Annotated in this window: 19 protein-coding genes; 11 read left to right on the forward strand and 8 right to left on the reverse strand. The window is 71.9% G+C overall.

The genetic code is table 11. From position 1 onward, the window contains the following. The 3 genes from ACZ6S6_RS24340 to ACZ6S6_RS24350 are packed head-to-tail and all read left to right on the forward strand — an operon-like array spanning position 1 to position 3703. Entirely contained in the window at positions 1–2100 is a 2100-nt protein-coding gene (locus ACZ6S6_RS24340) for a branched-chain amino acid ABC transporter permease (protein WP_469706917.1), read from the forward strand. Further along, the gene (locus ACZ6S6_RS24345) at positions 2097–2963 is read left to right on the forward strand and encodes an ABC transporter ATP-binding protein (protein ID WP_469706918.1); all 867 of its coding nucleotides are present in this window, start codon (positions 2097–2099) and stop codon (positions 2961–2963) included. The genes ACZ6S6_RS24340 and ACZ6S6_RS24345 overlap by 4 nt, the downstream gene beginning before the upstream one ends. A gap of 11 nt (positions 2964–2974) precedes the next feature. Further along, a complete protein-coding gene (locus tag ACZ6S6_RS24350; RefSeq protein WP_362960452.1) occupies positions 2975–3703 on the forward strand; it encodes an ABC transporter ATP-binding protein in 729 nt (242 codons plus the stop codon). Between the two features lie 67 nt (positions 3704–3770). Here ACZ6S6_RS24350 and ACZ6S6_RS24355 read toward each other — a convergent pair whose 3' ends face one another. The 4 genes from ACZ6S6_RS24355 to ACZ6S6_RS24370 form a co-directional block, all read right to left on the reverse strand. Continuing rightward, entirely contained in the window at positions 3771–4988 is a 1218-nt protein-coding gene (locus ACZ6S6_RS24355) for an FAD-dependent monooxygenase (RefSeq protein WP_469706919.1), read from the reverse strand. Positions 4989–5168: 180 nt separating this feature from the next. Beyond that, entirely contained in the window at positions 5169–6473 is a 1305-nt protein-coding gene (locus tag ACZ6S6_RS24360) for a helix-turn-helix domain-containing protein (RefSeq protein ID WP_469706920.1), read from the reverse strand. A 192-nt stretch (positions 6474–6665) separates the two neighbouring features. Continuing rightward, complete coding sequence (locus tag ACZ6S6_RS24365; RefSeq protein WP_469706921.1) at positions 6666–6869, reverse strand: DUF397 domain-containing protein; 204 nt, start codon at positions 6867–6869, stop codon at positions 6666–6668. Between the two features lie 12 nt (positions 6870–6881). Next, the gene (locus ACZ6S6_RS24370) at positions 6882–7739 is read right to left on the reverse strand and encodes a helix-turn-helix domain-containing protein (protein WP_469706922.1); all 858 of its coding nucleotides are present in this window, start codon (positions 7737–7739) and stop codon (positions 6882–6884) included. 637 nt (positions 7740–8376) lie between these two features. Here ACZ6S6_RS24370 and ACZ6S6_RS24375 point away from each other — a divergent pair. The 8 genes from ACZ6S6_RS24375 to ACZ6S6_RS24410 all read left to right on the forward strand — a co-directional run bounded on the left by ACZ6S6_RS24375 (position 8377) and on the right by ACZ6S6_RS24410 (position 14226). Further along, positions 8377–8520 (forward strand): hypothetical protein, encoded by a 144-nt coding sequence (locus ACZ6S6_RS24375; RefSeq protein WP_362960384.1) that lies wholly within the window; start codon positions 8377–8379, stop codon positions 8518–8520. After that, a complete protein-coding gene (locus ACZ6S6_RS24380) occupies positions 8520–9917 on the forward strand; it encodes an ATP-binding protein (RefSeq protein WP_469706923.1) in 1398 nt (465 codons plus the stop codon). Before ACZ6S6_RS24375 ends, ACZ6S6_RS24380 begins: the two co-directional genes overlap by 1 nt. A gap of 2 nt (positions 9918–9919) precedes the next feature. After that, positions 9920–10342, forward strand: coding sequence for a roadblock/LC7 domain-containing protein (locus ACZ6S6_RS24385; RefSeq protein WP_362960378.1), 423 nt, complete (start codon positions 9920–9922; stop codon positions 10340–10342). Further along, on the forward strand, positions 10339–10692 hold the full coding sequence (locus ACZ6S6_RS24390) for a DUF742 domain-containing protein (protein ID WP_362960375.1): 354 nt from the start codon (positions 10339–10341) through the stop codon (positions 10690–10692). Before ACZ6S6_RS24385 ends, ACZ6S6_RS24390 begins: the two co-directional genes overlap by 4 nt. Next, positions 10670–11311: a GTP-binding protein gene (locus ACZ6S6_RS24395; RefSeq protein WP_469706924.1), complete on the forward strand. Its 642-nt coding sequence runs from the start codon at positions 10670–10672 to the stop codon at positions 11309–11311. The genes ACZ6S6_RS24390 and ACZ6S6_RS24395 overlap by 23 nt, the downstream gene beginning before the upstream one ends. Further along, a complete protein-coding gene (locus ACZ6S6_RS24400; protein WP_469706925.1) occupies positions 11308–12522 on the forward strand; it encodes a cytochrome P450 in 1215 nt (404 codons plus the stop codon). The genes ACZ6S6_RS24395 and ACZ6S6_RS24400 overlap by 4 nt, the downstream gene beginning before the upstream one ends. Before the next feature lie 9 nt (positions 12523–12531). Further along, positions 12532–13764 (forward strand): cytochrome P450 family protein, encoded by a 1233-nt coding sequence (locus tag ACZ6S6_RS24405; protein WP_469706926.1) that lies wholly within the window; start codon positions 12532–12534, stop codon positions 13762–13764. Between the two features lie 183 nt (positions 13765–13947). Continuing rightward, on the forward strand, positions 13948–14226 hold the full coding sequence (locus tag ACZ6S6_RS24410; RefSeq protein ID WP_362960364.1) for a metal-sensitive transcriptional regulator: 279 nt from the start codon (positions 13948–13950) through the stop codon (positions 14224–14226). A gap of 86 nt (positions 14227–14312) precedes the next feature. Here the strand turns inward: ACZ6S6_RS24410 and ACZ6S6_RS24415 are convergent, their stop codons facing one another. The 4 genes from ACZ6S6_RS24415 to cobN form a co-directional block, all read right to left on the reverse strand. Further along, complete coding sequence (locus ACZ6S6_RS24415; protein WP_469706927.1) at positions 14313–15062, reverse strand: sulfite exporter TauE/SafE family protein; 750 nt, start codon at positions 15060–15062, stop codon at positions 14313–14315. After that, entirely contained in the window at positions 15059–16447 is a 1389-nt protein-coding gene (locus tag ACZ6S6_RS24420; protein ID WP_469706928.1) for a rhodanese-like domain-containing protein, read from the reverse strand. Before ACZ6S6_RS24420 ends, ACZ6S6_RS24415 begins: the two co-directional genes overlap by 4 nt. A gap of 153 nt (positions 16448–16600) precedes the next feature. Next, positions 16601–17659, reverse strand: a complete 1059-nt coding sequence (locus ACZ6S6_RS24425) for a vWA domain-containing protein (protein ID WP_469706929.1) — start codon at positions 17657–17659, stop codon at positions 16601–16603. Positions 17660–17827: 168 nt separating this feature from the next. Then, positions 17828–21424 carry a cobaltochelatase subunit CobN gene (cobN, locus tag ACZ6S6_RS24430; protein ID WP_362960352.1) on the reverse strand — a complete coding sequence of 1199 codons (3597 nt, stop codon included), beginning with the start codon at positions 21422–21424 and terminating at the stop codon, positions 17828–17830. Positions 21425–21488 lie beyond the last annotated feature (64 nt).

Consider the following 21488-nt stretch of genomic DNA (forward strand, 5'->3'; position numbering starts at 1 on the left):
ATGGAGCTTCTTGATGCCCACCTCATGCCGGCGGTGGACGGGGTGGCCTACGGGCTGCTGCTGTTCGTGGTCGCCGCCGGCCTGAGCCTCGCGTTCGGCACCGCCGGCGTGCTGAACCTCTCGCACGGCACGCTGTACGCGATCGGTGCCTACACGGGCGCCGAGCTGAGCGACGGAACCTGGGGCGGCCTCGTCCTCGGGCTGGCCGCCGGAACCGCGGCGGCGGCCCTCGCCGGGGCGGGGCTGTCCGCCGCGACGGTTCCGCTCGCCCGGCGTGGGCATCTCGCTCAGGCACTGCTGACCTTCGGCATCGCCCTGGTCGGCGGTGATCTGCTCATCCAGTTCTTCGGGGCGGACGAGCTCCCGGTACGCGTCCCCGAGGTGCTCGACACCTCCGTGCGGCTGCTGGGCCACCGCTATCCCGCCTACCGGCTCTGTTTCATCGTGATGGCCGTGCTGCTGGCGGTGTCCGGTACGTGGGTGCTGACCCGGACCCGCGTGGGGGCGGCGGTACGGGCCTCCGCCGACGATCCGCAGATGCTCGCGGCCACCGGCCACAGCCCCCGGGCGGTGCACACCGGCGTCCTCGCGGCGGCGGGGGCGCTGGCCGGTGCCGCGGGGGTGCTCGGGGCGCCGATCATCGGCCCCGGGCCCGGCACGTCCGAGAACGTGCTCATGCTGTCCCTCGTGGTGGTCGTCCTCGGCGGGCTGCGCTCGCTGTGGGCGACATTCTTCGCGGCGATCGCCGTGGGCGAGGTCCAGACCCTGGGCGTCTCGGTGCTGCCGGAACTGGCGCCGTACCTGCTCTTCGCCGCGATGGCGGCGGTGCTGGTGTTCCGCTCCCGCTTCGCGGAACCGGCTACGGTGCACGGCCCGCAGGACCCGGACCCGGTGGCCAGGCTCCGCCGCCACCTCGCCGCACGGCTGGGGGCGCGCCGGGCCGCCGCGGCGACCGGGCCCGCGGTGGAGCCGGCAGGCGGTACGGCGGGCGGTACGGGCGACGCGAAGTCCCCGGCCGCTCCCGGCGGGCTCAGGGGGTACGGCGGGACCGGCAGGCTCGGCGGGTTCGTGCGCGGGGCCGCGTGGCGGCAGGCCGCTCCGCTGCTCGTCCTGCTCGTCCTGCTGATCGCGCTGCCGGGGATGCTCGACTCGTACAGCATCTCGCTGGCCGGGTCCGCCCTGGCTCTGGGGCTCCTCGCGGTCAGCGTCACCATCCTCACCGGCTACGCCGGACTGCCCACACTCGGGCAGACCGCGCCGTTCGCCGTGGGCGCGTACGCCACCGCGAATCTCGCGGACGCCGGGTGGACGGTGGGACCGGTCCAGATCGTTCTGTCGGCGCTCGCCGCGGCGGTGTTCTCGGCGGTGACGGGGCCCGCCGTGATCCGGGCGCGCGGCACCACCGTGCTGATGATCACGCTCGCCGTCGGTGAGCTGACCAGCGCGGTCATCAACCAGGTCAAGTCCGTCACCGGTGGCGCCGACGGTCTCGTCGGCTTCCCGTCCACGCAGGCGCTGTGGGGCGGTGAGGGGATGACCGAGGAGAGCGACCTCTACAACTACGCGCTCGTCGTCGCCGTCGTCGCCGTCGCCGTCACCCTGCTGGTGCTGCGCTCCCCGGCCGGGAAGTTGCTGACCGGTACCCGGGGCGCCGAGGCACGGATGCGTGCCTCGGGGCACCCCGTGGGGCGCTATCTGCTGGTGGCCCACGTCTGCGCCGGTGCACTGGCCGGCGTCGGCGGGTCGCTGATGGTCAGCGTCCAGCAGTACCTCTCCCCCGCCGACGTCGGCTTCGAGATCGCCGCGTTCGCGCTGCTGGCGGTCGTCATCGGCGGCACGACGTCCGTGATCGGCGCTCTGCTGGGTGCCGGACTCATCGTCTTCACCCGGGACTGGGTCGCCGGTTCATGGCCCGGCCACGGTCCACTGCTGCTGGGGACGCTGTTCATCGCCGCCGTGTACCTGCTGCCCCGCGGACTGGCCGGACTGCTCGGCGGGCCCGGCCGGAGCGGGCGCGCGCCGGACGGACGGCCCACGGCCGGCACCGCGTCCGCATCCGCCCCGTCCACCCCGCCCACCGCCGGGAAGGTCTCCCCATGACGCCCGCGAAGACCGCCGCACCACCGTCCCCGGTGCTGGATCTCGCCCATCTCACCCGCAGCTACGGCAGCCTCACCGCCGTCGACGACGTGAGCCTGCGGCTCCCCGCGGGCGCCCGGCACGCCGTCATCGGACCCAACGGCGCCGGCAAGACCACGCTGCTCAACCTCATCGCGGGTACGGACCGGGCCGACCACGGCACCATCGCCCTGAACGGCACGGACATCACCCGGACGGCCACCGCCCGACGCAGCCGTCTCGGCATCGCCCGCAGCTTCCAGCAGCCGGCGGTGATCTCCGAACTGACGGTGCTGGACAACATCGTGCTGGCCGGCTGGCCGCACCACCCGAAGCGGCGCGGAGCCTGGCGCAGCCCGTCGCGCTACCGGCTGCACACCGAGTCCGCGGGCCGTCATCTGGAGACGGTCGGCCTCGCGGACCTCGCCCACCGGCCGGCCTCCACGCTCTCCCACGGGCAGCGCCGCATGCTCGACCTCGCCGCCGCGCTGGCGGGCGACCCGCGTCTGCTGCTCCTGGACGAGCCGGCGGCGGGCCTGACCGACGGTGACATCGGCCGGCTGCTCGGCATCCTGGGCGCTCTGCCGGACAGCGTCGCGGTCATCCTGGTCGAGCACCATGTCGAGGTCGTCGCCCAACTCGCCACATCGGTCACCGTGCTGGCGGCCGGACGGGTCCTGGTCACGGGACCGACGCGGGAGGCGCTCGCCCACCCGGAGGTCCGCGACGCCTACCACAACAGCGGTACGACGGCGGACCGGGCACAGGACGACGACGCGGACGCCGTGGCCGCGCAGCCCGCCACGCACGCCGCCGGCCCGTCCACCACCGACGCGAGAGGATGACCCGGCCCACGATGCTCGAACTCACCGGTCTGACCGCGGGCTATCACGGCGGCACCGTCCTGCACGGTGTCGACCTGTCGGTGCCCGCCGGCACGGTCCACGCCGTCGTCGGCCACAACGGCGCGGGCAAGACCACCCTCGTCCACACCGTCGCCGGACTGATGCGTCCCGGGGCGGGCACCGTCCGACTCGACGGCCGGGACGTGACGGGCCGGCCCGCACACCGGATCGCCCGCGCCGGGATCGGCCTCGTTCCGCAGGGCCGCCGGGTCTTCGCCGGCCTCACCGTCGCCGAGCACCTGCGGCTGTCCTACCGTCCGCCGCGCCGGGGCGACACCGCGCGCCCGAGCGTGTGGACGCCCGCGCGGGTCCTGGAGCTGCTGCCCCGGCTGGGCGAGCGGAGGGGCAACCGGGGAGCGGATCTGTCCGGCGGCGAGCAGCAGATGCTGGCCCTGGCCCGCGCGCTGCTCGGCTCACCGAGCGTGCTGCTGCTCGACGAGCCGACCGAGGGCCTCGCCCCCGCCCTGGTCCGTCAGGTCCACGAGCTGGTGACCACGCTGGCCGACGAGGGCATCGCCGTACTTCTGGTGTCGCCCAGCCCGGCCCAGGCCGCCGAGTGCGCCCATACGCTCACGGTCCTCACCTCGGGACGGACCACGCTCCGGCTGGACGGCGCGGACGCCCGCGCCGGTTCCGGCGCCCTGCACGCCGCGCTCGAACTCGCGCCGTCGGCCCCCTGAGGGCGGACCCGGACGTGCACGGGGGCGGTGACCGGCATCCGGTCACCGCCCCCGTGCACGCTCCGGCCTAACGGGTCTTGAGGCTGTGGCCGCCGAAGCCGCTGCGCCGGTCGGAGCCGCTGTTCTGGTCCTGCCACCACGCGTCGAACCCCGGCTGCTCCATGGCGGACCAGTCCGGTGTGTTCTCGACCTGCGCACTGCCCATCCTGCGGGCGAGCGCGACCATGGCCGCCCCGACTGCGCCACGACCGGTGTCGTACCGCTCCAGGACCTCTTTCCAGCTGTCCCCGGCCACCCAGGCGGCCTCAAGGGCGGTGGCGTCCTGGAGCGCCTTCACGCTGCCGCCGCCGATGTGCGGCCGGGCGACGCTCGCCGCGTCGCCGACGAGCACCATCCGCCCGGAGGTGTAGTGCGGCACCTCAAGGTCGTAGATCGGCTGGATGAAGGTGGTCTCGGCGGGTGTGCGGAGCACCCTGGCCGCCCAGTACGGCGGGAAGTTGTCGGCCACCAGGGCACGCAGACGGGCCGTCAGCTCGGCGTTCAGGCGGCCCGGCGGCAGAGAGGTCGGGGTCCGCAGGTCGGGCTGGAGGGCGTCGGTCTGCGGGGGCGCGGTGTAGAGCACCCAGTTGAGCCGGTGCCCGCCAAAGCCGTCCGGGATGCGGTAGATCATGCAGTGGCCGCCGGGAAAGACGATGTTGTGCGCGGAGAGACCGTCCATGGGGAGGCCCTCGACGTCCGCCGAGGTGCCGCGCCAGCCGATGTATCCGGCGTACTGCGCCTCGATGCCGGGGAACATGGCCTCGCGGACGACAGAGCGGTACCCGTCGGCACCGATAACGATGTCGAAGTGCTCCTCGTAGCCGTCGGCCAGACGCAGCGTCACCCCGTCGCTGTCCGGCTCCACGGCGGTGACGACGGCGCCGGACCGGTAGGTGACGTCCTCGGGCACCCGGCGGCGCAACTCGCTCCACAGGGAACCCCAGTTGTAGGCGCGGAAGGGGAACGGCTGCTCACCGACGGCCCGGCCCTGCTCCGCGTCGCCCTCGCGCACGCTCCACACCCGCCGGGTCAGCGGCGCCCAGGGCATCTCGGGGGCCACGTAGCCGGCGTCCTTGAGCTCGTCGTAGCGGTCGCTCTGAAGGGCGATTCCCACTCCCCTGTCCCGGAGTTCGGCGTCGGCACGCTCGAAGACGGTGATCCTGCCGGCTCCGCCGCGCGACGCGGCCAGGGCCGCGGCACACCCCGCTATGCTGCCGCCGACCACGGCGATGCTGCCTCCACGCATGACTGGTTCTCCACTCACTTGGTGTTCCGGTCGCCGTTCGGGGCGCTGCCGCGTCGGCCTGACCGGTCGGAAGTCCACGGGCACTGAGGCTCGTTGTGCCGTTGACCTGGGTCAGGGCACGGACGGAATCCTATCTACGGGCTTCCGGCCGGTGATCGGCGCACACGGAGGCGCGGGCCGTCATAAGCGGACGGCGGACACGATCCGTTCCCGCAGCGCGATGACTTGCGCGTCGTCGGCGTACCGCCCGCACTCCCTGGACAGGGTCATCACGTCCTCGACGGCCCGGTTCGAGCGCAGGCGGCCCACCGCGTCCAGGGCCCGGTGAGCCACCGTCAGGGCCTCCTCGGGGTCACCGGTCGCCATGATCAGCGTGGCGAGTTTCGTGCCGGAGAGGGCGCGCGAGCGCACGTAGGCGTCGGTGTACCCGTCCATCGCCTTCGCGAGTCTGGCCGATGCCGCGGCGGGTGACTGCCCGGACAGCAGCGCCAGGTCAAATGCCGCGTGCCCGGTGTCGCCGTGATGCTGCGCATGGTCGTAATAGCTCATCCAGGCGGCGTCCTCGTCCTCCTCGGCCAGGCCGAAGACCTCGTCGGACCGGCCGATGGCGGCCAGCGCCTCCCCGGTACGGCCCATCCTCGCCCACGCCCTGGCACGGGCGTTGTGGAGCATGGCCTGTTCGCGGGGTGTGAGGCGGTCCGCGCGCACCAGCCCGTTCTCCGCGTGCGTGAGTCCGTCGTCCGGGGTACCGCACCAAATGGACTGCCGGGCGAGCCAGTTGAGGGCGGCCGCCCTCAGGTGCCAGTCATCGGCCCGTTCGGCGCACAGCCGGCCGAACCGCAGGAGCCGCGTCGCGTCCTGGTGTTCGTACGCGTCGAACGCACTCGCCCCCATCACGATGGACAGGCGCCCGACCGCGGCGAAGAGATCCGTTTCCAGGCCGGGCGGGTACTCGGCGGCGAGGAGGCCCCGGGCCCAGGACAGCTGGCCGTACAGGGAGCTGCGGACGATGCCGCCGCCCCCGTAGAGGTTGTCCCACTCGGCGATGGTCGCGGCGGCGGCGAGCACCTGGGCGATGTCCTCGGGGCGGACGACCGTGGGCGGTGCGGCCTGCTCCGGGCCGACGAGGCGGGGCGGAAAGCCGTCGAGTAACCCGTCGTCCCGCGCGACACTCCCGGCCTGCGGGCTTCCCGGAGCGGAACTGTCCGCATCGGCGCACTGCCCGGCGGCTTCCTTCTCGACCAGGCGCCGTAGCCGTCGCAGCGCTCCGCCGGCCTCCAGGGCGTCGTCGAGCCGGCCGGCCAGCCCGGCGTCGCACAGGCGCTCACTCTTCTCGATGCGCTCGATCATCGTGCCGCTGAGGTGCACTTTCGCCCCCAGCCCCTTCGAGGAGAGCCCTCTGACGTTCCGCCAGTTGCGGAGTTCCTTGCCCCACCAGGCGCGTGCGGACTTGGTGTCATCCAGGGGCTTCGGCTTCTGCGGCATTTCCTCTTCCATCGACGCCTTGATGCGGACAGCCGTCGCGGCTGTGGACTGTCTGCATCACCATCGGCCGATGCGGCATTCCCCGCCCCGGCCATGTCCTCCTCGGACTGAATACCGTAACCAGGCGTCGGGACAGGCTGTTTCTGGCAGGATCACGCGCACCGGCGGGGCGGCGCCGAACGGCGGAGCGGGTCAGTGGGGCCAAGTCCCGCCGCAGCGCAGGGATGCGGTGAACCGGCCCCATGCCAGGTGTGTGAAGGCGAGGACGGCTCCACCGGCCGTCTTCGAGTCGCGCACGAGCAGAGTGTGCTGCCGCCGGGCGCACTCCACGCACTCGCCGTTGGCGTTGGCGCTGTAGCTGCTCTTGAAGAAATCTGGCTGGAACTGTCGGGCCACGGGTACCCCTCGTTACTTCCGGCTGCGCAGGTGCGTCCTGCTCGCCTCGGCGATCAGTTCGGCCGAGGCGGTCGTGTCCAGTGCCTCCTGGCGCAGAAAGGCCATGGCCTCGGTGTACTGCTTCAGGGCCGGGGGCTCCTCCAGGAACGACGAGCCGACCTGATTCTCCAGAAAGACGACGTCCAGAGAGGGGTCGGGGCCGCCGAAGACGATGAAGGTACTGAGGGCGGCGCTGTACGCCCCCGCCGAGAACGGCAGCACCTGGATGCTGATGCTCGGCTCCCGCCCCCGGGCGAGCAGATGGTCGAGCTGGGCGGCCATGACCTCACCGCTCCCGACCCTGCGCCGGACCACCGCCTCGTCCAGGACGACGTGGTAGACGGGCGGCGCCGCACGGTCCAGGATCCGCTGGCGCAGCATGCGCACCCTCAGGTAGTCCTGCAAGTCCTGTGGCGGAAAGGTGTTTCCCGGGGTGGCCTTGATCTCCTGGGCGTAGCTCAGCGTCTGGAGCAGCCCTGGTACGACGCCCACGGTGTGGTGCCTGATGCGCGACGCCTCGTTCTCCAGGGCGAGCAGCGTCCGCATCTGGCCGGGAAGCTTCCCGGCGAACGGGATCCACCAGACCTCGGTGTCCCTGCTGTTCTTCGCCAGTTCGACGAGGGCCCGGCGCTCCTCGTCCGAGGCACCGTACGCACGGCAGAGCTGGTCTACCTGGTTCCACCGGACGTTCCCCTTGGCCCGCTCGTACCGGCTGACGGTCGCCTTCGACACCCCGGCGCGCTGACCGGCCTCCTCGGCCGACAGACCACACGTGTCGCGCAGGGCGAACAGCCGGACCCCGAGCTGCCGCCGTCGTGTGATCGGCCCCATCCCTCCGGGCGGCTCCGCAGCCCCGGCAGGCACCGTAAGCCCTTCCGTCATGGCACTACCCCCTTGGACGCGTGCCGCCCCGGTTTCCCCGCCGACGCGTAGCAGCCACAAGGAAGTTACAGTGCGGCGCCGGGATCGCGCTGCCGCCGCGTCGGCCCGCGCAACGCCCATGCGGACACTTGCGCTGCGAGCGTTACACCGGGAGAGATCCAGGGCCATACTCCAACTCGGTAGAAGCACTGGGCACTTCGAACCCGTTCCGAGATGCCTGGTGTCGAATTGTCTCCACACCGAGGACTTCCGCGATGGGCCACACTCCGAGCAACCGCGCAGCGGATCGTCGCTGTGAGGTCCCGAACGCTCGCCCTGCCGCCTGCCGTACGCCGGCCGGTCCGATGCCCGCGGGCGGCCTCGGCGCAACCGTTCCGGGTGCCGAACACGCCCTGCGGAGCAGATCCGTTCATCCGGTGTGAGAGCCGGGACCGCTGCCCTCGCGCAGGTCCCGCCGGTCCCCGGCAGCCGCCCGCGCCCACCGCGCGGACGGTCGAGCCGCGCGCCCACCCATGCCACCCGCGGGCCGTCCCGGCGGCCCGGCCCACAGACCCGGATTATCCCTGCACTACGGAGTACGGACCTCATGAAACGCCATCTCCCGCGTATCGAGCAGCACGCCCCGGCCGGCGGCATCCAGCCCAGGGTGCACGCCAGTGACGACGTCCAGGCCGGCTGCCTCGCACGCTCAGAACGGGCAGCCGTCTCCCTCACGTTCACGGGGGTCTGATGCTTGCGCTGACGCTGGTTCTCGCGGTGCTGGTGGTGGTCGGCTCGGTGCTGGCGGTCCGCTTCCGGAGCTCGGCACGCCGGGCGGAACAGCGGGCCGGCCACCTGCACGAGCACGCCGAGCACCTCACCCGGCAGATGCAGATGACCGAGTACTTCGTGCGGCACCTGGCGACCACCGCCGTTCCGGTCCCCGCCGGCGGGGCCGGGACGGCTGAGGCGCGCGGTGTCGATGTGGCGGTTCCGCCGCAGCTGGCGGGCGTTCCGGTCGCCGAGGCCGTCGGGGCGCTGGCCGGACAGTTCTCCCTCGCCCTCGCGGTGGCCGGGAGAACGGCCGAGGAGAGGCTGGAACAGGTCCGCCGCGAGAACGGCGAGCAGGTCGCCCATGTGCGCAAGGAGGCCGTGGACGTCGCACGGGCGGCGGTGAGGTCGTTCGCCGCCGGCACCGTCCACCGGGCGTCGAAGCTGGGCACCAAGGTCAGTTCCGGAGTACGTCAGCACGTCTCGGACGACGCGTACGAGACCCTGGTCGAGATCGACCACCTGGCGCAGCAGATGCTGCTGACCGCCAGCGGGTACGCGGTGCTGGCCGGCGACAAGCTCTCGCGGCGCCATCCGGTGACCGCGCTCGGTGAGATCGTGCGCTCCGCGATGGGCCGGGTCGAGGGCTACCAGCGGGTGCAGCACGCGGATATGAACACCTTCGCGGTGGAGAGCCGGGCGGTGGAGGCGGTGATCCACACACTGGCGATTCTGCTGGACAACGCTCTGCGTTATTCGGCGCCGAACACCCGGGTGCACGTCTCCCTGGAGCACGGCAACGACGCGGTCTTCCTGATCGTGGACGACGCGGGGCTGCGGATGGAGGACGAACGGCTGGAGTGGGCCCGCCGGGTGATGTCCGGTGCGGAGCGGGACGACATCACGAAACTGGGTGCCTACCCGCAGACCGGCCTGCGCGTGGCCGGTGTCCTCGCCGCCGCCTACGGATACCGCGTCGAGGTGACGGCCCCCAACGTCTACGGCGGGACCCGCGCCTTCATCGTCCTGCCGCAGAAGCTGCTCACCACGCCCCCCGCCCCGCAGCCGGCCGTCCCGGCCACCGCACCCGCCGCCCGCCGCCGGCCGGCTCACGCCCCCGCCGCCCCACCGGCCGCCGTCACCTCAGCGGCCCCGCTTGCCGAGCCGGCCGCTGCTGCCGAACCCGCGCCGGCGGACTCCGGCACCACGGTGAGCGGGCTCACGGTCCGCCGGCGGTCCGCGCCGCCCGCCCGGCGCCATGCCGCCGCCGCGGAACCTGTGGAACCCGGCCGGCCCGAGGTGGCGACCGCCTGGCTGAACGGTTCCCGCAGCGTCCGCGACACGCCGGGCACTCCCCCTGAGACCGAAGGACGTTGACCATGTCGACCACCAGCAACTCCCTGGGCTGGCTGCTGGACGAGCAGCTCGGTGAGATCGAGGGCGTCCGCTTCGCCGTGCTCATGAGCAGCGACGGCCTGCTGAAGGCGCGCACGAGAACCATGAGCCAGGAGGAGGGCGAGAAGTTCGCCGCGCTGACCGCCGCCATGCGTGCCGCGGGAAAGGCGTGGGACGACTTCACCGGCGGGGGCGGTGTCCGCCAGCAGATGATCGAATGCATCGCCAACATCGGTCTGACGACGGCCGCCGGGGACAACACGATGCTGTCCGTCTGCACCACCGGCCCGCACGCGGACGTGGGTCTGATCAGCCGTGAGATGGCGCAGCTCGCGGTGAAGGTGGGCCGGCAGCTGAGCACCGCGGAACGCATCCCGGCACAGGCGGACGGCGGCTTCCCGGCATGAGCGGGCCGCGGCGTGACGCGGATCTGGTCAGGCCGTACGTCCGCACCGCCGGACGGGTCCGTCCGCGCCAGGACGTACGCCTGGAAAGCGTGGTCATCGCCGCGACCGGCCCGACGGGCGCGCTCGGCCCCGATGCCCGGGGGCTGATGGGCCTGTTCGCCGGCGGGCACGGCGGTCTCGCCGTCGCGGACATCGCCGCCGCACTTCAGATGCCGCCCTCCACGGTGCGCATCCTCGTCTCCACCCTGATGGACAGCGGCCATCTGACCAGTCCGGTCGCCGCAGTCTCCGACCGACCCGAATCCGACCTCCTGCGAAGGGTGCGCGATGGCCTGCGAGACCTGGTCTGACCCGAACGTCACCTATGTACCGGCCACGGTGACCGAGTCCGCCAAGATCGTGGTCGCCGGAGGTTTCGGCGTCGGCAAGACGACCTTCATCGGCAGCGTGTCCGAGGTGACTCCGCTGCGCATGGAGGAGCCCATCACCATCGACAGCGCGGAGGTCGACGACCTGCGCGGGACGCCGGCGAAGACCACGACGACCGTGGGCATGGACTTCGGCCGCATCCATCTGGCCCGCGGTCATCTGGTCCTCTACCTGTTCGGGCTGCCTGGACAGGATCGCTTCCAGCTGCTCTGGGAGGACCTGGCCGAAGGGGCGCTCGGGTGCCTGGTCCTGGCCGACACCCGCGACCTCGACGCCTGCCACGGCGCCCTGGGCCTGCTGGAGACGCAGGGCATCCCGTACGCCGTCGCGATCAACACCTTCCCCGGCGCCCCCGCCTACGACCTGGACGAAGTCCGCCAGGCGCTCGCCCTGGACGCCGCCACCCCGCTCATCACCTGCGACGCCCGCAACCGCGGCTCTTCGCTCCGCGCCCTCGTCGCGCTGATGGACCACCTCGTGGAGCACCGCCCAGCCGCACCCCCGGCCGCACCCATGGAGCCCCTGGAGCCCCTGCGATGAATCCCACCAGCACCGAGCCACTGTCCGGGCGGGCCCGGTTCCCCCTGTACGGACCGGAGTTCGCCGACGACCCGCACGCCGCGTACGAGCGGATGCGCCGCGCGTTCGGCGCCTTCGTGCCCGTCGACCTGTCTCCCGGTATCCCCGCCACTCTGGTGATCGGCTACTTGCAGGCGCGCAGCATCCTCAACGATCCGCTGCGCTTCCCCGCCGACCCCCGGGTGTGGCAGGAGCAGGTGCCGACGTCGTGCCCGGTGCGGCCGATGATGGAGTGGCGGCCCAACGCGCTGCGCAGCGGTGGCACCGAGCACTCCCGCTACCGTTCCGCCAACACCGCCGGCCTCGACGCGATCGACCAGCACGAGCTGCGTGCCCTGGTGGAGAAGGTCGCCGCCGACGCCGTCAGCGGCTTCGGCTCCACCGGCCGTGCCGATCTCGCCACGCAGTACGCCTTCCCGATCGCCTTCCGTGTCCTGAGCACGCTGCTGGGATGCCCCGACGAGATCGGCGCCCGGATCGCCGACGGCATGTCGCGCATCTTCGAGACCACCGACGCCGCCCGCGGCAACGAGATCCTCACCGCGGCCATCGGCGACCTCGTGGGCCTGCGCAGGAGCCACCCGGCGGACGACGTGACCTCCCGTCTGATGGCCCACCCCGCCGGGCTGGACGACGAGGAGATGGGCCACCAGATCGTCACCCTCTACGGCGCCGGCATCGAACCGATGACCAACCTCATCGTCAACACCTGGTGGAAGATCCTCACCGACGACGAGTTCTCCGCCACGCTGCACTCCGCCGAGTCCACGATCCGCGACGCCCTCGACACCGTCCTGTACACGGACCCGCCGATGGCGAACTACTGCATCAGCTATCCGCGTTACGACTCGGACGTCGACGGCACCCTGCTCCCGGCTCACCAGCCGGTCGTCATCTCCATGGCCGCCTGCAACAACGACCCCGCGCTCACCAGCGGGCTCCCGCCGGAGGCCTTCGTCGGCAACCGGGCCCATCTGTCCTGGAGCACCGGCCCGCACACCTGTCCGGCCCGCTCCCACGCCTACCTGATCGCCGAGACCGCCATCAGCTACCTCGCGGACGCCTTCCCGGAGATGGACCTCGCGGTCCCCGCCGACGAAGTGCGCTGGCGGCCCGGCCCCTTCCACCGTGCCCTGGAATCCCTCCCTGTCGTTTTCCCCGCCACTCGCTGAGGAGCCCCCGTGCCCGAACACCCGATACTCGTCCTGGACCCCGCCGCGGCGGACCACCACGCCGAGCACGAGGCCCTGCGCTCCCGCGGACCGGCCGCCCGCGTCGACATCCTCGGGGTCACCGCGTGGTCCGTCACCGACCCCGTCCTCCTCAAGGAACTCCTGACGGGCGCGCAGGTCTCCAAGGACGCGCGCGCTCACTGGCCGGCCTTCGCCGACACCGTCTCCACCTGGCCCCTGGCCCTGTGGATCGCGGTGCACAACATGTTCACCGCCTACGGCGGTGACCACCGGCGGCTCAGGCGCATGGTCGCGCCGGCGTTCAGCGCACGCCGCGTCCAGACCATGGAACCCTCCATAGAGGCGATCGTCACCGCCCTCCTCGACACTATCGGCTCCCGGCCGGCCGGGGAGAGCGTCGATCTGCGCGAGGAGCTCGCCTATCCGCTGCCGATCGCCGTGATCGGCCGGCTCATGGGCGTTCCCGACGACCGGCGCGAGGCCTTCCGCAGCCTGGTCGACGGGGTCTTCTCCACCGCGCTCGACGCCGACGAGGCCGCCGCGAACACGGCCTCCCTGTACAAGCTGCTCGACGAGCTGATCGACACCAAGCGCGCCGGGCCGGGCGACGACATGACCTCCCTCCTCATCGCCGCCCGGGACACCGAGGGCGACGGCAGCTCACTGTCCGACGACGAACTGCGCGACACGCTCCTGCTGATGATCAGCGCCGGGTACGAGACGACGGTCAACGGGATCGATCACGGCATCACGGCCCTGCTCGCCGACCCCGAGCAGCTCGCCCACATCCGCGCCGGCCGCGCCGACTGGAGTGATGTCGTCGAGGAGACGCTGCGGCACGAACCCGCCGTCAAGCACCTCCCGCTGCGCTACGCGCTCACGGACCTGCCCCTGCCCGACGGACAGACGATCCGGGCCGGCGAGGCGATCCTCGCCTCCTACGCCGCGGCCAACCGTCACCCCGACTGGCACGGCGAATCCGCTGACCGGTTCGATATCACGCGGCCGTCCTCGGAGCACCTCGCCTTCGGGCACGGCGTGCACTTCTGCCTCGGCGCGCCCCTCGCCCGGCTGGAGATCGCCTCGGCGCTGCGGCTGCTGTTCGAGCGCTTCCCCGACCTCGAACTCGCCGTGCCGGTGGCCGATCTGAAGCCGCTGCCCTCGCTCATCAGCAACGGACACCAGTCTCTGCCCGTGCGGCTGCGGCCGTCGATCGCCTGACGCCGCTCCCGTCGGCGCCGAACGCCCCGGCCCGACGCCCCCGCCGCGCGAGCGGGTTCGTGCTCGCGTGACGGGGGCGCGGGCTCGGGGAGGCCGCGACGGATCCGCGGCTACCGCCGGTCCAGCGGGCGGGGGCCCCGAACACGGTAGGATACCCCTAGGGGTATAAGCGGAGGAGGAAGCGTGGAGCTGGAGATGGCGGCCGATGAGCTGAAGTCGGTGCTCAACCGGCTGAAGCGAGCCCAGGGTCAGATCGCCGGGATCATCAAGATGATCGAGGAGGGCCGGGACTGCGAGGACGTGATCACGCAGCTGGCCGCGGTCTCCCGCGCCCTTGACCGGGCCGGGTTCGCGATCATCGCGACGGGCCTGCAGCACTGCATGGCCGATGGCGGGCAGGCGGCCGGGGACCGGGACCAGATGCGGGCCCGCCTGGAGAAGCTGTTCCTCTCCCTGGCCTGACGATCCGGCCCGACGACATGGCCCGACGATCCGACCTGATGACATGGCCCGACGATCCGGCCTGACGACCTGGCCTACGACGGTGGTCAGGTCAGCGCGTCGGCGAGCATGAACCCGGCGACCGCGAGGAGCACGGCGGCGAACAGCCGCCGCAGCCCGCGCCCGGACACCTTCTCCGCCAGCCGCTTGCCGTCCCAGGCACCCAGGATCGCGGCGCCCGTGAACGGCGCTGTCACCGCCCAGTCCAGTCCCGCCGCACCGCCGGAGCGGGTGACCAGGGACGCCAGCGAGTTGACCGTGATCACCAGCAGGCTGGTCCCCACGGCGGCCTGCATCTCGAAGGCCAGGACCGTGACCAGTGCGGGAACCGCGAGGAACCCGCCGCCCACTCCGAGCAGTCCCGTCACCGCGCCCAGCCCCGCCCCGGCTCCCCCGGCCCTGAGCGAGCGCACGGCCCGCGCGCGCCCGTCGGCCGGCGGGGTGGGGCGCAGCATCATCAGGGCCGCGAGGGCGGCGACCGCCGCGAAGGCCGCGGTGAGCACCGACTGCGGGATGCGGGCCGCCACCAGTCCGGCGAGCGCGGCGGGAACGATACCGGCGGCGGCGAAGGCCGCTCCCGCCTTCCAGCGGACGTGTCCGGCGCGAGCTCGGGCGTACAGGGCGGTCGCGGAGGTGGCCGTGACGATGAACAGGCTCGCGGTGGTGGCCGCGGCCGGAGTGAAGCCGAGCAGATAGATCAGTGCCGGGACGGCCAGGACGCTGCCGCCTCCCCCGAGCGCACCGAGCGCCAGACCGACCACGGCCCCGGCGAGCAGGGCCAGGATCAGCGTGCTCACGCCGCCGAACCGACCCTGCCGCCGGAGGAGGTGACGGTCAGGCCGGCGCTCCGGGCCGCGTCGAAGCCGTCGTCGACGGCGACCACGTCACGGCCTTCGGCGTCGAGCAGGGACGCGGCGATCGCGGCGCGCATCCCGCCGGCGCAGTGCACCCACACCACTCCGGGCGGAACCTCGCCGGTGCGCCCGTGCAGTTCGTGGACGGGTATGTGCACCGATCCCCGCACGTACCCGCCGGCGCGCTCGGAGTCACGGCGCACATCCAGCACCACCACGTCGTCGCCGCGGCCGAGCGACTGCTTCAGGGCGGCGAAGCCGGCGCGGGGGAAGGAACGCACGTCCTCGCCCGCCCGCAGCCAGGAGGTCGGCTCCCCCGTGGCGGCGGCGGCCGGCCGCTCGATGCCGACCCGGACCAGCTCCCGCTGGGCCTCGGCGAGCTGTCCGGCGGATGCGGCGAGCAGGGTCACGGGCTTGCCCCATGGGATCAGCCAGGCCAGATAGGTGGCGAGGCTGCCCCCGGCCTCGAAGTTGAACGTCCCGGCCACATGCCCCCGCGCGAACGCGGTACGGCTGCGCAGGTCGACGACCCATTCCCCGGCGGCCAGGCGCTGCGCGATCTCCTCGCCGTCGGCGGCGCCGGGCGGGGTGAGGTCCACCGGCGCGGGGCCGTCCGCGTTGATCGGACCCATGTGCGCGTAGTAGGCGGGCACGTCCTCCAGCCCGGCGAGCATCCGCGCCACGAAGGTGTCGATGTCCTGGGTCAGGGCGTCGTTGCCGGCCCGCTCCTCGCCGATGGTGGTGGCATCGCCCTCGGCCGGGGAGGAGGAGCAGAAGCTCCCGAAGCCGTGGGTGGGCAGCACCCGCACGTCGTCATGGAGTTCGCCGGCCAGCCGGTGCACGGAGGCGTGCTGGGAGCGGGCCAGCTGCTCGGTCAGCCTCGGTTCGACCAGGTCGGGACGCCCCACCGTGCCAGTCAGCAGCGACCCACCGGTGAAGGCGGCCACCTCCCGCCCGTCCTCGACGAGCACGTAGGCCGTGTGGTGCGGGGTGTGACCCGGAGTGGACAGCGCCCGCAGGCTCAGACCGGTATCGACGGCGACGCTGTCGCCGTCGGCGACCGGGACCCGGTCGAAGGAGACCCTGGCCGACGCGGGCACCAGGTACCGCGCGCCGGTCAGCCGGGACAGCTCCAGGCCGCCGGTGACGTAGTCGTTGTGTATGTGCGTCTCCACCACGTACCCGATCCGCACCCCGCGCCCGGCCGCCGCCGCCACGACTCGCTCCACATCGCGCGGCGGGTCGACGACCACCGCCGTCGCGGTGCCGCCGGCGAGATAGCTGCGGTTGCCCAGGCTCTCGGTCTCCAGGGTGTCCACGAAGAACACGGCCGGCTCCCTCCATAGTGATGTACCCCGGGGGGTATCTTCACTTCACTGTAACAGTGATACCCCCCGGGGTATTTCTCAGAGCCTGGGCCGCCCCGGCGACGGAGCGACCCACCCCGGGGACATCACGTGAACCAGGCCCTGTCCGGCGAATCAGAGCATGATGAGCAGACGTGTCTGCGGCTTGAGTTTCCTGTTCACCGAACGGCTCTGCACATACACCTCCAGCTTGGGATTGTTCCCCGCCTTCACCGAGACGGTTCCCCGAATACCCGTACCGAACAGAAGACTGCGCGCCGCGTCTCCCGTATACGCGCGATCGGTGTCCTTCTCGACCACGATGACTTCCTTGTTCGGCTGAACCTGAGCCCGGGTGCCCAGCTGGTAGTAACACGAACCGCGTTCGTACGTCACACCCGGATGCGAATCGACGAAGGGACGGATCTCGACCTCCTTATCGACTTTCAGGAGCCGGTACTTGTCGGCCGGAATGGGTTCGAGACTGGCCCGCACCTCGTCAACCGATATGTCCTGGCCGACGGCGAACAGATTCTTCGTTCCGCGCACGCCCTGCTCGCGCCCCCGCAGGAAGCTGGTGGCGGCGGCGCGCACGGTGCCGATCGCCTCCTCGACCCCCTCCTGGGAGTCCGCGTCCCAGATGGCGATGTTTCCGGCCGGGAAACCGTAGTTCTGGGCGGTGCGCTTCGCCAGGGAGTTCGGAACGAGGATCGCGGACGTCCAGTGGCCCGGAAGCCCGCCCATCTTCCCCGCGATCCTGTCGAGCCAGGGGCCGAGGATCGACATGTCGCCATCGTGCCGCCGGTCGCCGCCGGAGGCGTTCTCCTCGCCGTCCGTCACCACGATCTGAAGGAAGCTGTGCTCGCCGTACTCCTCCCAGATATGGCCCAGGTCGTTCAGGGATTTCAGCGAAGCCTCTATGAGCGCCGTCGCACCATTGTTGACCCTGTACAGCCCCCGCATGGACGGCAGATGCTTCACATCCATGTCCCAGACCAGGTTCTCCACCCTGTGGTCAAAGGAATAGAGGCTGATCCGGGTCTCATGACCGAGGCTGTCCGACTCGGCCTTCAGACCCGCCACGAACTCGTCGACAACGCGAATGAGCTGTTCCTGGTGCGGGCGCATGGAACCCGAACAGTCCACTACCAGCGCGACGTGATTCACCTTGTGCTGGATCTTGTTGGCGGACATGATTCTGCTCCTTCTCCGAAGGCTCCCCGAGTGATGTCTGAACTCTATGGGGAGCCACTGACAACGGAGTTCGACGCCGAATCAGCCGGCCCGTCCCCCAATGGGGAAGGGCCCCACCCGCGCCGCGGTGGGGCCCTCCTGACGTTCGACGGCCCGGCGGCCGGTGGTTCAGTCCTCGCCCTCCAGGTCGCCCTCCGTCTCCAGGTAGACCTGCCGCAGGGCGGCGAGGACCGCCGGATCGGGCTTCTCCCACATGCCGCGGGACTCGGCCTCCAAGAGGCGTTCCGCGATGCCGTGGAGGGCCCAGGGGTTGGCCCGCTGGAGGAACTCGCGGTTGGCCGGGTCCAGGACGTACGTCTCGGTGAGCTTGTCGTACATCCAGTCCGCGACCACACCCGTCGTTGCGTCGTAGCCGAAGAGGTAGTCGACGGTGGCGGCCAGTTCGAAGGCGCCCTTGTAGCCGTGGCGGCGCATCGCCTCGATCCACTTGGGGTTGACGACCCGGGCGCGGAAGACGCGCGAGGTCTCCTCGACCAGGGTGCGGGTCCTGACGGTCTCCGGCCGCGTGGAGTCACCGATGTACGCCTCCGGGGCAGTGCCCTTGAGCGCGCGCACCGTGGCGACCATGCCGCCGTGGTACTGGAAGTAGTCGTCGGAGTCGGCGATGTCGTGTTCGCGGGTGTCGGTGTTCTTGGCCGCGACCTCGATGCGCTTGTACGCCGTCTCCATCTCCTCGCGGGCCGGGCGCCCGTCGAGTTCGCGGCCGTACGCGTAGCCGCCCCAGACGGTGTAGACCTCCGCGAGGTCGGCGTCGGTGCGCCAGTCGCGGGAGTCGATGAGCTGGAGCAGGCCGGCGCCGTACGTACCGGGCCGGGAGCCGAAGATACGGGTGGTGGCGCGGCGTTCGTCGCCGTGGGCGGCCAGGTCCGCCTGGGTGTGGGCGCGTACGTAGTTCTGCTCGTCGGGTTCCTCCAGCGAGGCCGCGAGGCGGACCGCGTCGTCCAGGAGCCCGATGGTGTGCGGGAACGCGTCGCGGAAGAAGCCGCTGATGCGGAGGGTGACGTCGATGCGCGGGCGGCCGAGTTCGGCCGCACCGATCGCCTCCAGGCCCGTGACGCGGCGCGAGGCGTCGTCCCAGACCGGGCGGACGCCCAGCAGGGCGAAGGCTTCCGCGACATCGTCGCCGGCGGTGCGCATCGCGCTCGTGCCCCACAGGGACAGGCCGACCGAGGTGGGCCAGTCACCGTTGTCGGCGCGGTAGCGGTCCAGGAGGGAGTCGGCCAGTGCCTGTCCGGTCTCCCAGGCGAGGCGGGAAGGCACTGCCTTGGGGTCGACGGAGTAGAAGTTGCGGCCGGTCGGCAGGACGTTGACCAGGCCCCGGAGCGGGGATCCCGAGGGGCCGGCGGGGACGAAGCCACCGTTCAACGCGTGCACGGTGTGGTCGAGTTCATCGGTCGTGGCCGCCAGCCGCGGCACGACCTCGTCGGCGGCGAATTCGAGGATGTCCGCGACGGACCGCGGATGCCCGGCGGCGACCCCGGCAACGGCCTCCGGCGCCCAGTGCGCGTCCTCCATCGCCTGGACCAGGGCCCGTGCCTGCTCCTCGACCTTGTCGGCGGTGGTGCGGGTGGCCGCCGACTCGTCGAGGCCGAGTGCCTCGCGCAGGCCGGGCAGGGACGTGGTTCCACCCCAGATCTGGCGGGCGCGCAGGATCGCCAGGACGAGGTTGACGCGGTCGGCGCCGCCGGGCGCGCCGCCCAGGACGTGCAGGCCGTCGCGGATCTGCGCGTCCTTGATCTCACAGAGCCAGCCGTCGAGATGCATGATGAACTCGTCGAAGCCCTCGTCCTCGGGGCGGTCTTCGAGCCCCAGGTCGTGGTCGAGCTTCGCGGCCTGGATCAGGGTCCAGATCTGGGCCCTGATCGCCGGGAGCTTCGCCGGGTCCATCGCCGCGATCTGGGCGTGCTCGTCGAGGAGCTGCTCCAGCCGGGCGACGTCGCCGTAGCTCTCCGCGCGGGCCATCGGCGGTACGAGGTGGTCCACCAGGGTGGCGTGGACACGGCGTTTGGCCTGGGTTCCCTCGCCCGGGTCGTTGACCAGGAACGGGTAGACCAGGGGAAGATCGCCGAGAGCCGCGTCGGGGCCGCACGCGGCGGACAGGCCGGCGTTCTTTCCGGGCAGCCATTCCAGGTTGCCGTGCTTGCCGAGGTGGATCATCGCGTCGGCGCCGAAGCCGTTGTCATCGGCAGCGGCGGCGATCCAGCGGTAGGCCGCCAGGTAGTGGTGCGAGGGCGGCAGGTCGGGGTCGTGGTAGATGGCGATCGGGTTCTCGCCGAAGCCGCGCGGCGGCTGGATGAGGATGAGCAGATTGCCCCGGCGCAGGGCGGCCAGGACGATGTCGCCCTCGGGGTTGCGCGAGCGGTCCAGGAACATCTCACCTGGAGCCGGGCCCCAGTGCTCCTCGACGGCCTCGCGGAGTTCGGCCGGCAGCGTCGCGTACCAGCGGCGGTAGTCGGCCGCCGGGATACGGACCGGATTGCGGGCCAGCTGCTCCTCCGTGAGCCACTCCTGGTCGTGGCCGCCCGCCTCGATCAGCGCGTAAATCAGCTCGTCGCCGTCGCCCGAGGCGAGGCCCGGCACCTCCTCGTCACCGAAGTCGTATCCCTCGGTGCGGAGCCGGCGCAGCAGGGCGACGGCGCTCGCGGGGGTGTCGAGTCCGACCGCGTTACCGATCCGGGAGTGCTTGGTCGGGTACGCGGACAGCACGAGTGCGAGGCGCTTCTCGGCGTTCGGGATGTGGCGAAGCCGTGCGTGGCGTACGGCGATCCCGGCGACGCGGGCGGCGCGCTCGGGGTCGGCGACGTACGCCGGGAGGCCGTCCTCGTCGATCTCCTTGAACGAGAACGGGACGGTGATCAGGCGGCCGTCGAACTCGGGGACCGCGATCTGGCTCGCGGCGTCCAGCGGTGAGACGCCCTCGTCGTTGCCCTCCCAGTCGGTCCGCGAACTAGTGAGGCAGAGCGCCTGGAGGATGGGTACGTCGAGGCCGGTGAGAGCCCCGGCGTCCCAGGACTCGTCGTCACCGCCGGCCGACGCCTCGGCGGGCCGGGTGCCGCCCGCCGCGAGAACCGTGGTCACGATCGCGTCGGCGCCCCGCAGCGCGTCGATGAGCTCGGTCTCGGGCGTGCGCAGTGAGGCGACGAACAGCGGCAGGGCGCGGGCGCCCGCGTCCTCGACGGCACGGCACAGCGTCTCGATGAACGCGGTGTTGCCGCTCATGTGGTGGGCGCGGTAGTAGAGCACCGCGATGGTGGGGCCGTCCGTCGCGCGGGGCGTGCGCTCCAGCGGGCCCCAGGAGGGCGCGGGGGCGGGCGGTTCGAAGCCGTGGCCGGTGAGCAGCACGGTGTCGGACAGGAAGCGGGCGAGCTGCTCCAGGTTGGCGGGACCGCCGTGCGCCAGGTAGGCGTGGGCCTCGGCGGCGATGCCGATGGGGACGGTGGAGGCGGCCATCAGCTGTGCGTCGGGGGCCTGTTCCCCGGTGAGGACCACGACCGGGCGCCCGGTGGCGAGGACGTGGTCGAGGCCGTCCTGCCAGGCGCGGACGCCGCCGAGGAGGCGCACGACGACCAGGTCGGTGCCGTCCAGGAGCTGCGGAAGGTCCTGGAGCGGGAGCCGTGAGGGGTTCGCGTAGCGGTAGGTGACCGGGCCGTTGGCTGCCCTGGCGCTGAGCAGGTCGGTGTCGGACGTCGACAGGAGCAGGATCATGCGGCGTCTGGCCTTCCTCGGGGTATCCACGCCCCGGGCGGTGTCGGAATGGGACTCCCCTGCC

It is taken from the genome of Streptomyces sp. NPDC048671, from assembly GCF_055587045.1.

Coding starts and splice junctions, on each gene's coding strand:
- ACZ6S6_RS24340 (WP_469706917.1), top strand. CDS start 1: ATGGAGCTTCTTGATGCCCACCTCATGCCGGCGGTGGACGGGGTGGCC.
- ACZ6S6_RS24345 (WP_469706918.1), top strand. CDS start 2,097: ATGACGCCCGCGAAGACCGCCGCACCACCGTCCCCGGTGCTGGATCTC.
- ACZ6S6_RS24350 (WP_362960452.1), top strand. CDS start 2,975: ATGCTCGAACTCACCGGTCTGACCGCGGGCTATCACGGCGGCACCGTC.
- ACZ6S6_RS24355 (WP_469706919.1), bottom strand. CDS start 4,988: ATGCGTGGAGGCAGCATCGCCGTGGTCGGCGGCAGCATAGCGGGGTGT.
- ACZ6S6_RS24360 (WP_469706920.1), bottom strand. CDS start 6,473: ATGCCGCAGAAGCCGAAGCCCCTGGATGACACCAAGTCCGCACGCGCC.
- ACZ6S6_RS24370 (WP_469706922.1), bottom strand. CDS start 7,739: ATGGGGCCGATCACACGACGGCGGCAGCTCGGGGTCCGGCTGTTCGCC.
- ACZ6S6_RS24375 (WP_362960384.1), top strand. CDS start 8,377: ATGAAACGCCATCTCCCGCGTATCGAGCAGCACGCCCCGGCCGGCGGC.
- ACZ6S6_RS24380 (WP_469706923.1), top strand. CDS start 8,520: ATGCTTGCGCTGACGCTGGTTCTCGCGGTGCTGGTGGTGGTCGGCTCG.
- ACZ6S6_RS24385 (WP_362960378.1), top strand. CDS start 9,920: ATGTCGACCACCAGCAACTCCCTGGGCTGGCTGCTGGACGAGCAGCTC.
- ACZ6S6_RS24390 (WP_362960375.1), top strand. CDS start 10,339: ATGAGCGGGCCGCGGCGTGACGCGGATCTGGTCAGGCCGTACGTCCGC.
- ACZ6S6_RS24395 (WP_469706924.1), top strand. CDS start 10,670: ATGGCCTGCGAGACCTGGTCTGACCCGAACGTCACCTATGTACCGGCC.
- ACZ6S6_RS24400 (WP_469706925.1), top strand. CDS start 11,308: ATGAATCCCACCAGCACCGAGCCACTGTCCGGGCGGGCCCGGTTCCCC.
- ACZ6S6_RS24425 (WP_469706929.1), bottom strand. CDS start 17,659: ATGTCCGCCAACAAGATCCAGCACAAGGTGAATCACGTCGCGCTGGTA.
- cobN (WP_362960352.1), bottom strand. CDS start 21,424: ATGATCCTGCTCCTGTCGACGTCCGACACCGACCTGCTCAGCGCCAGG.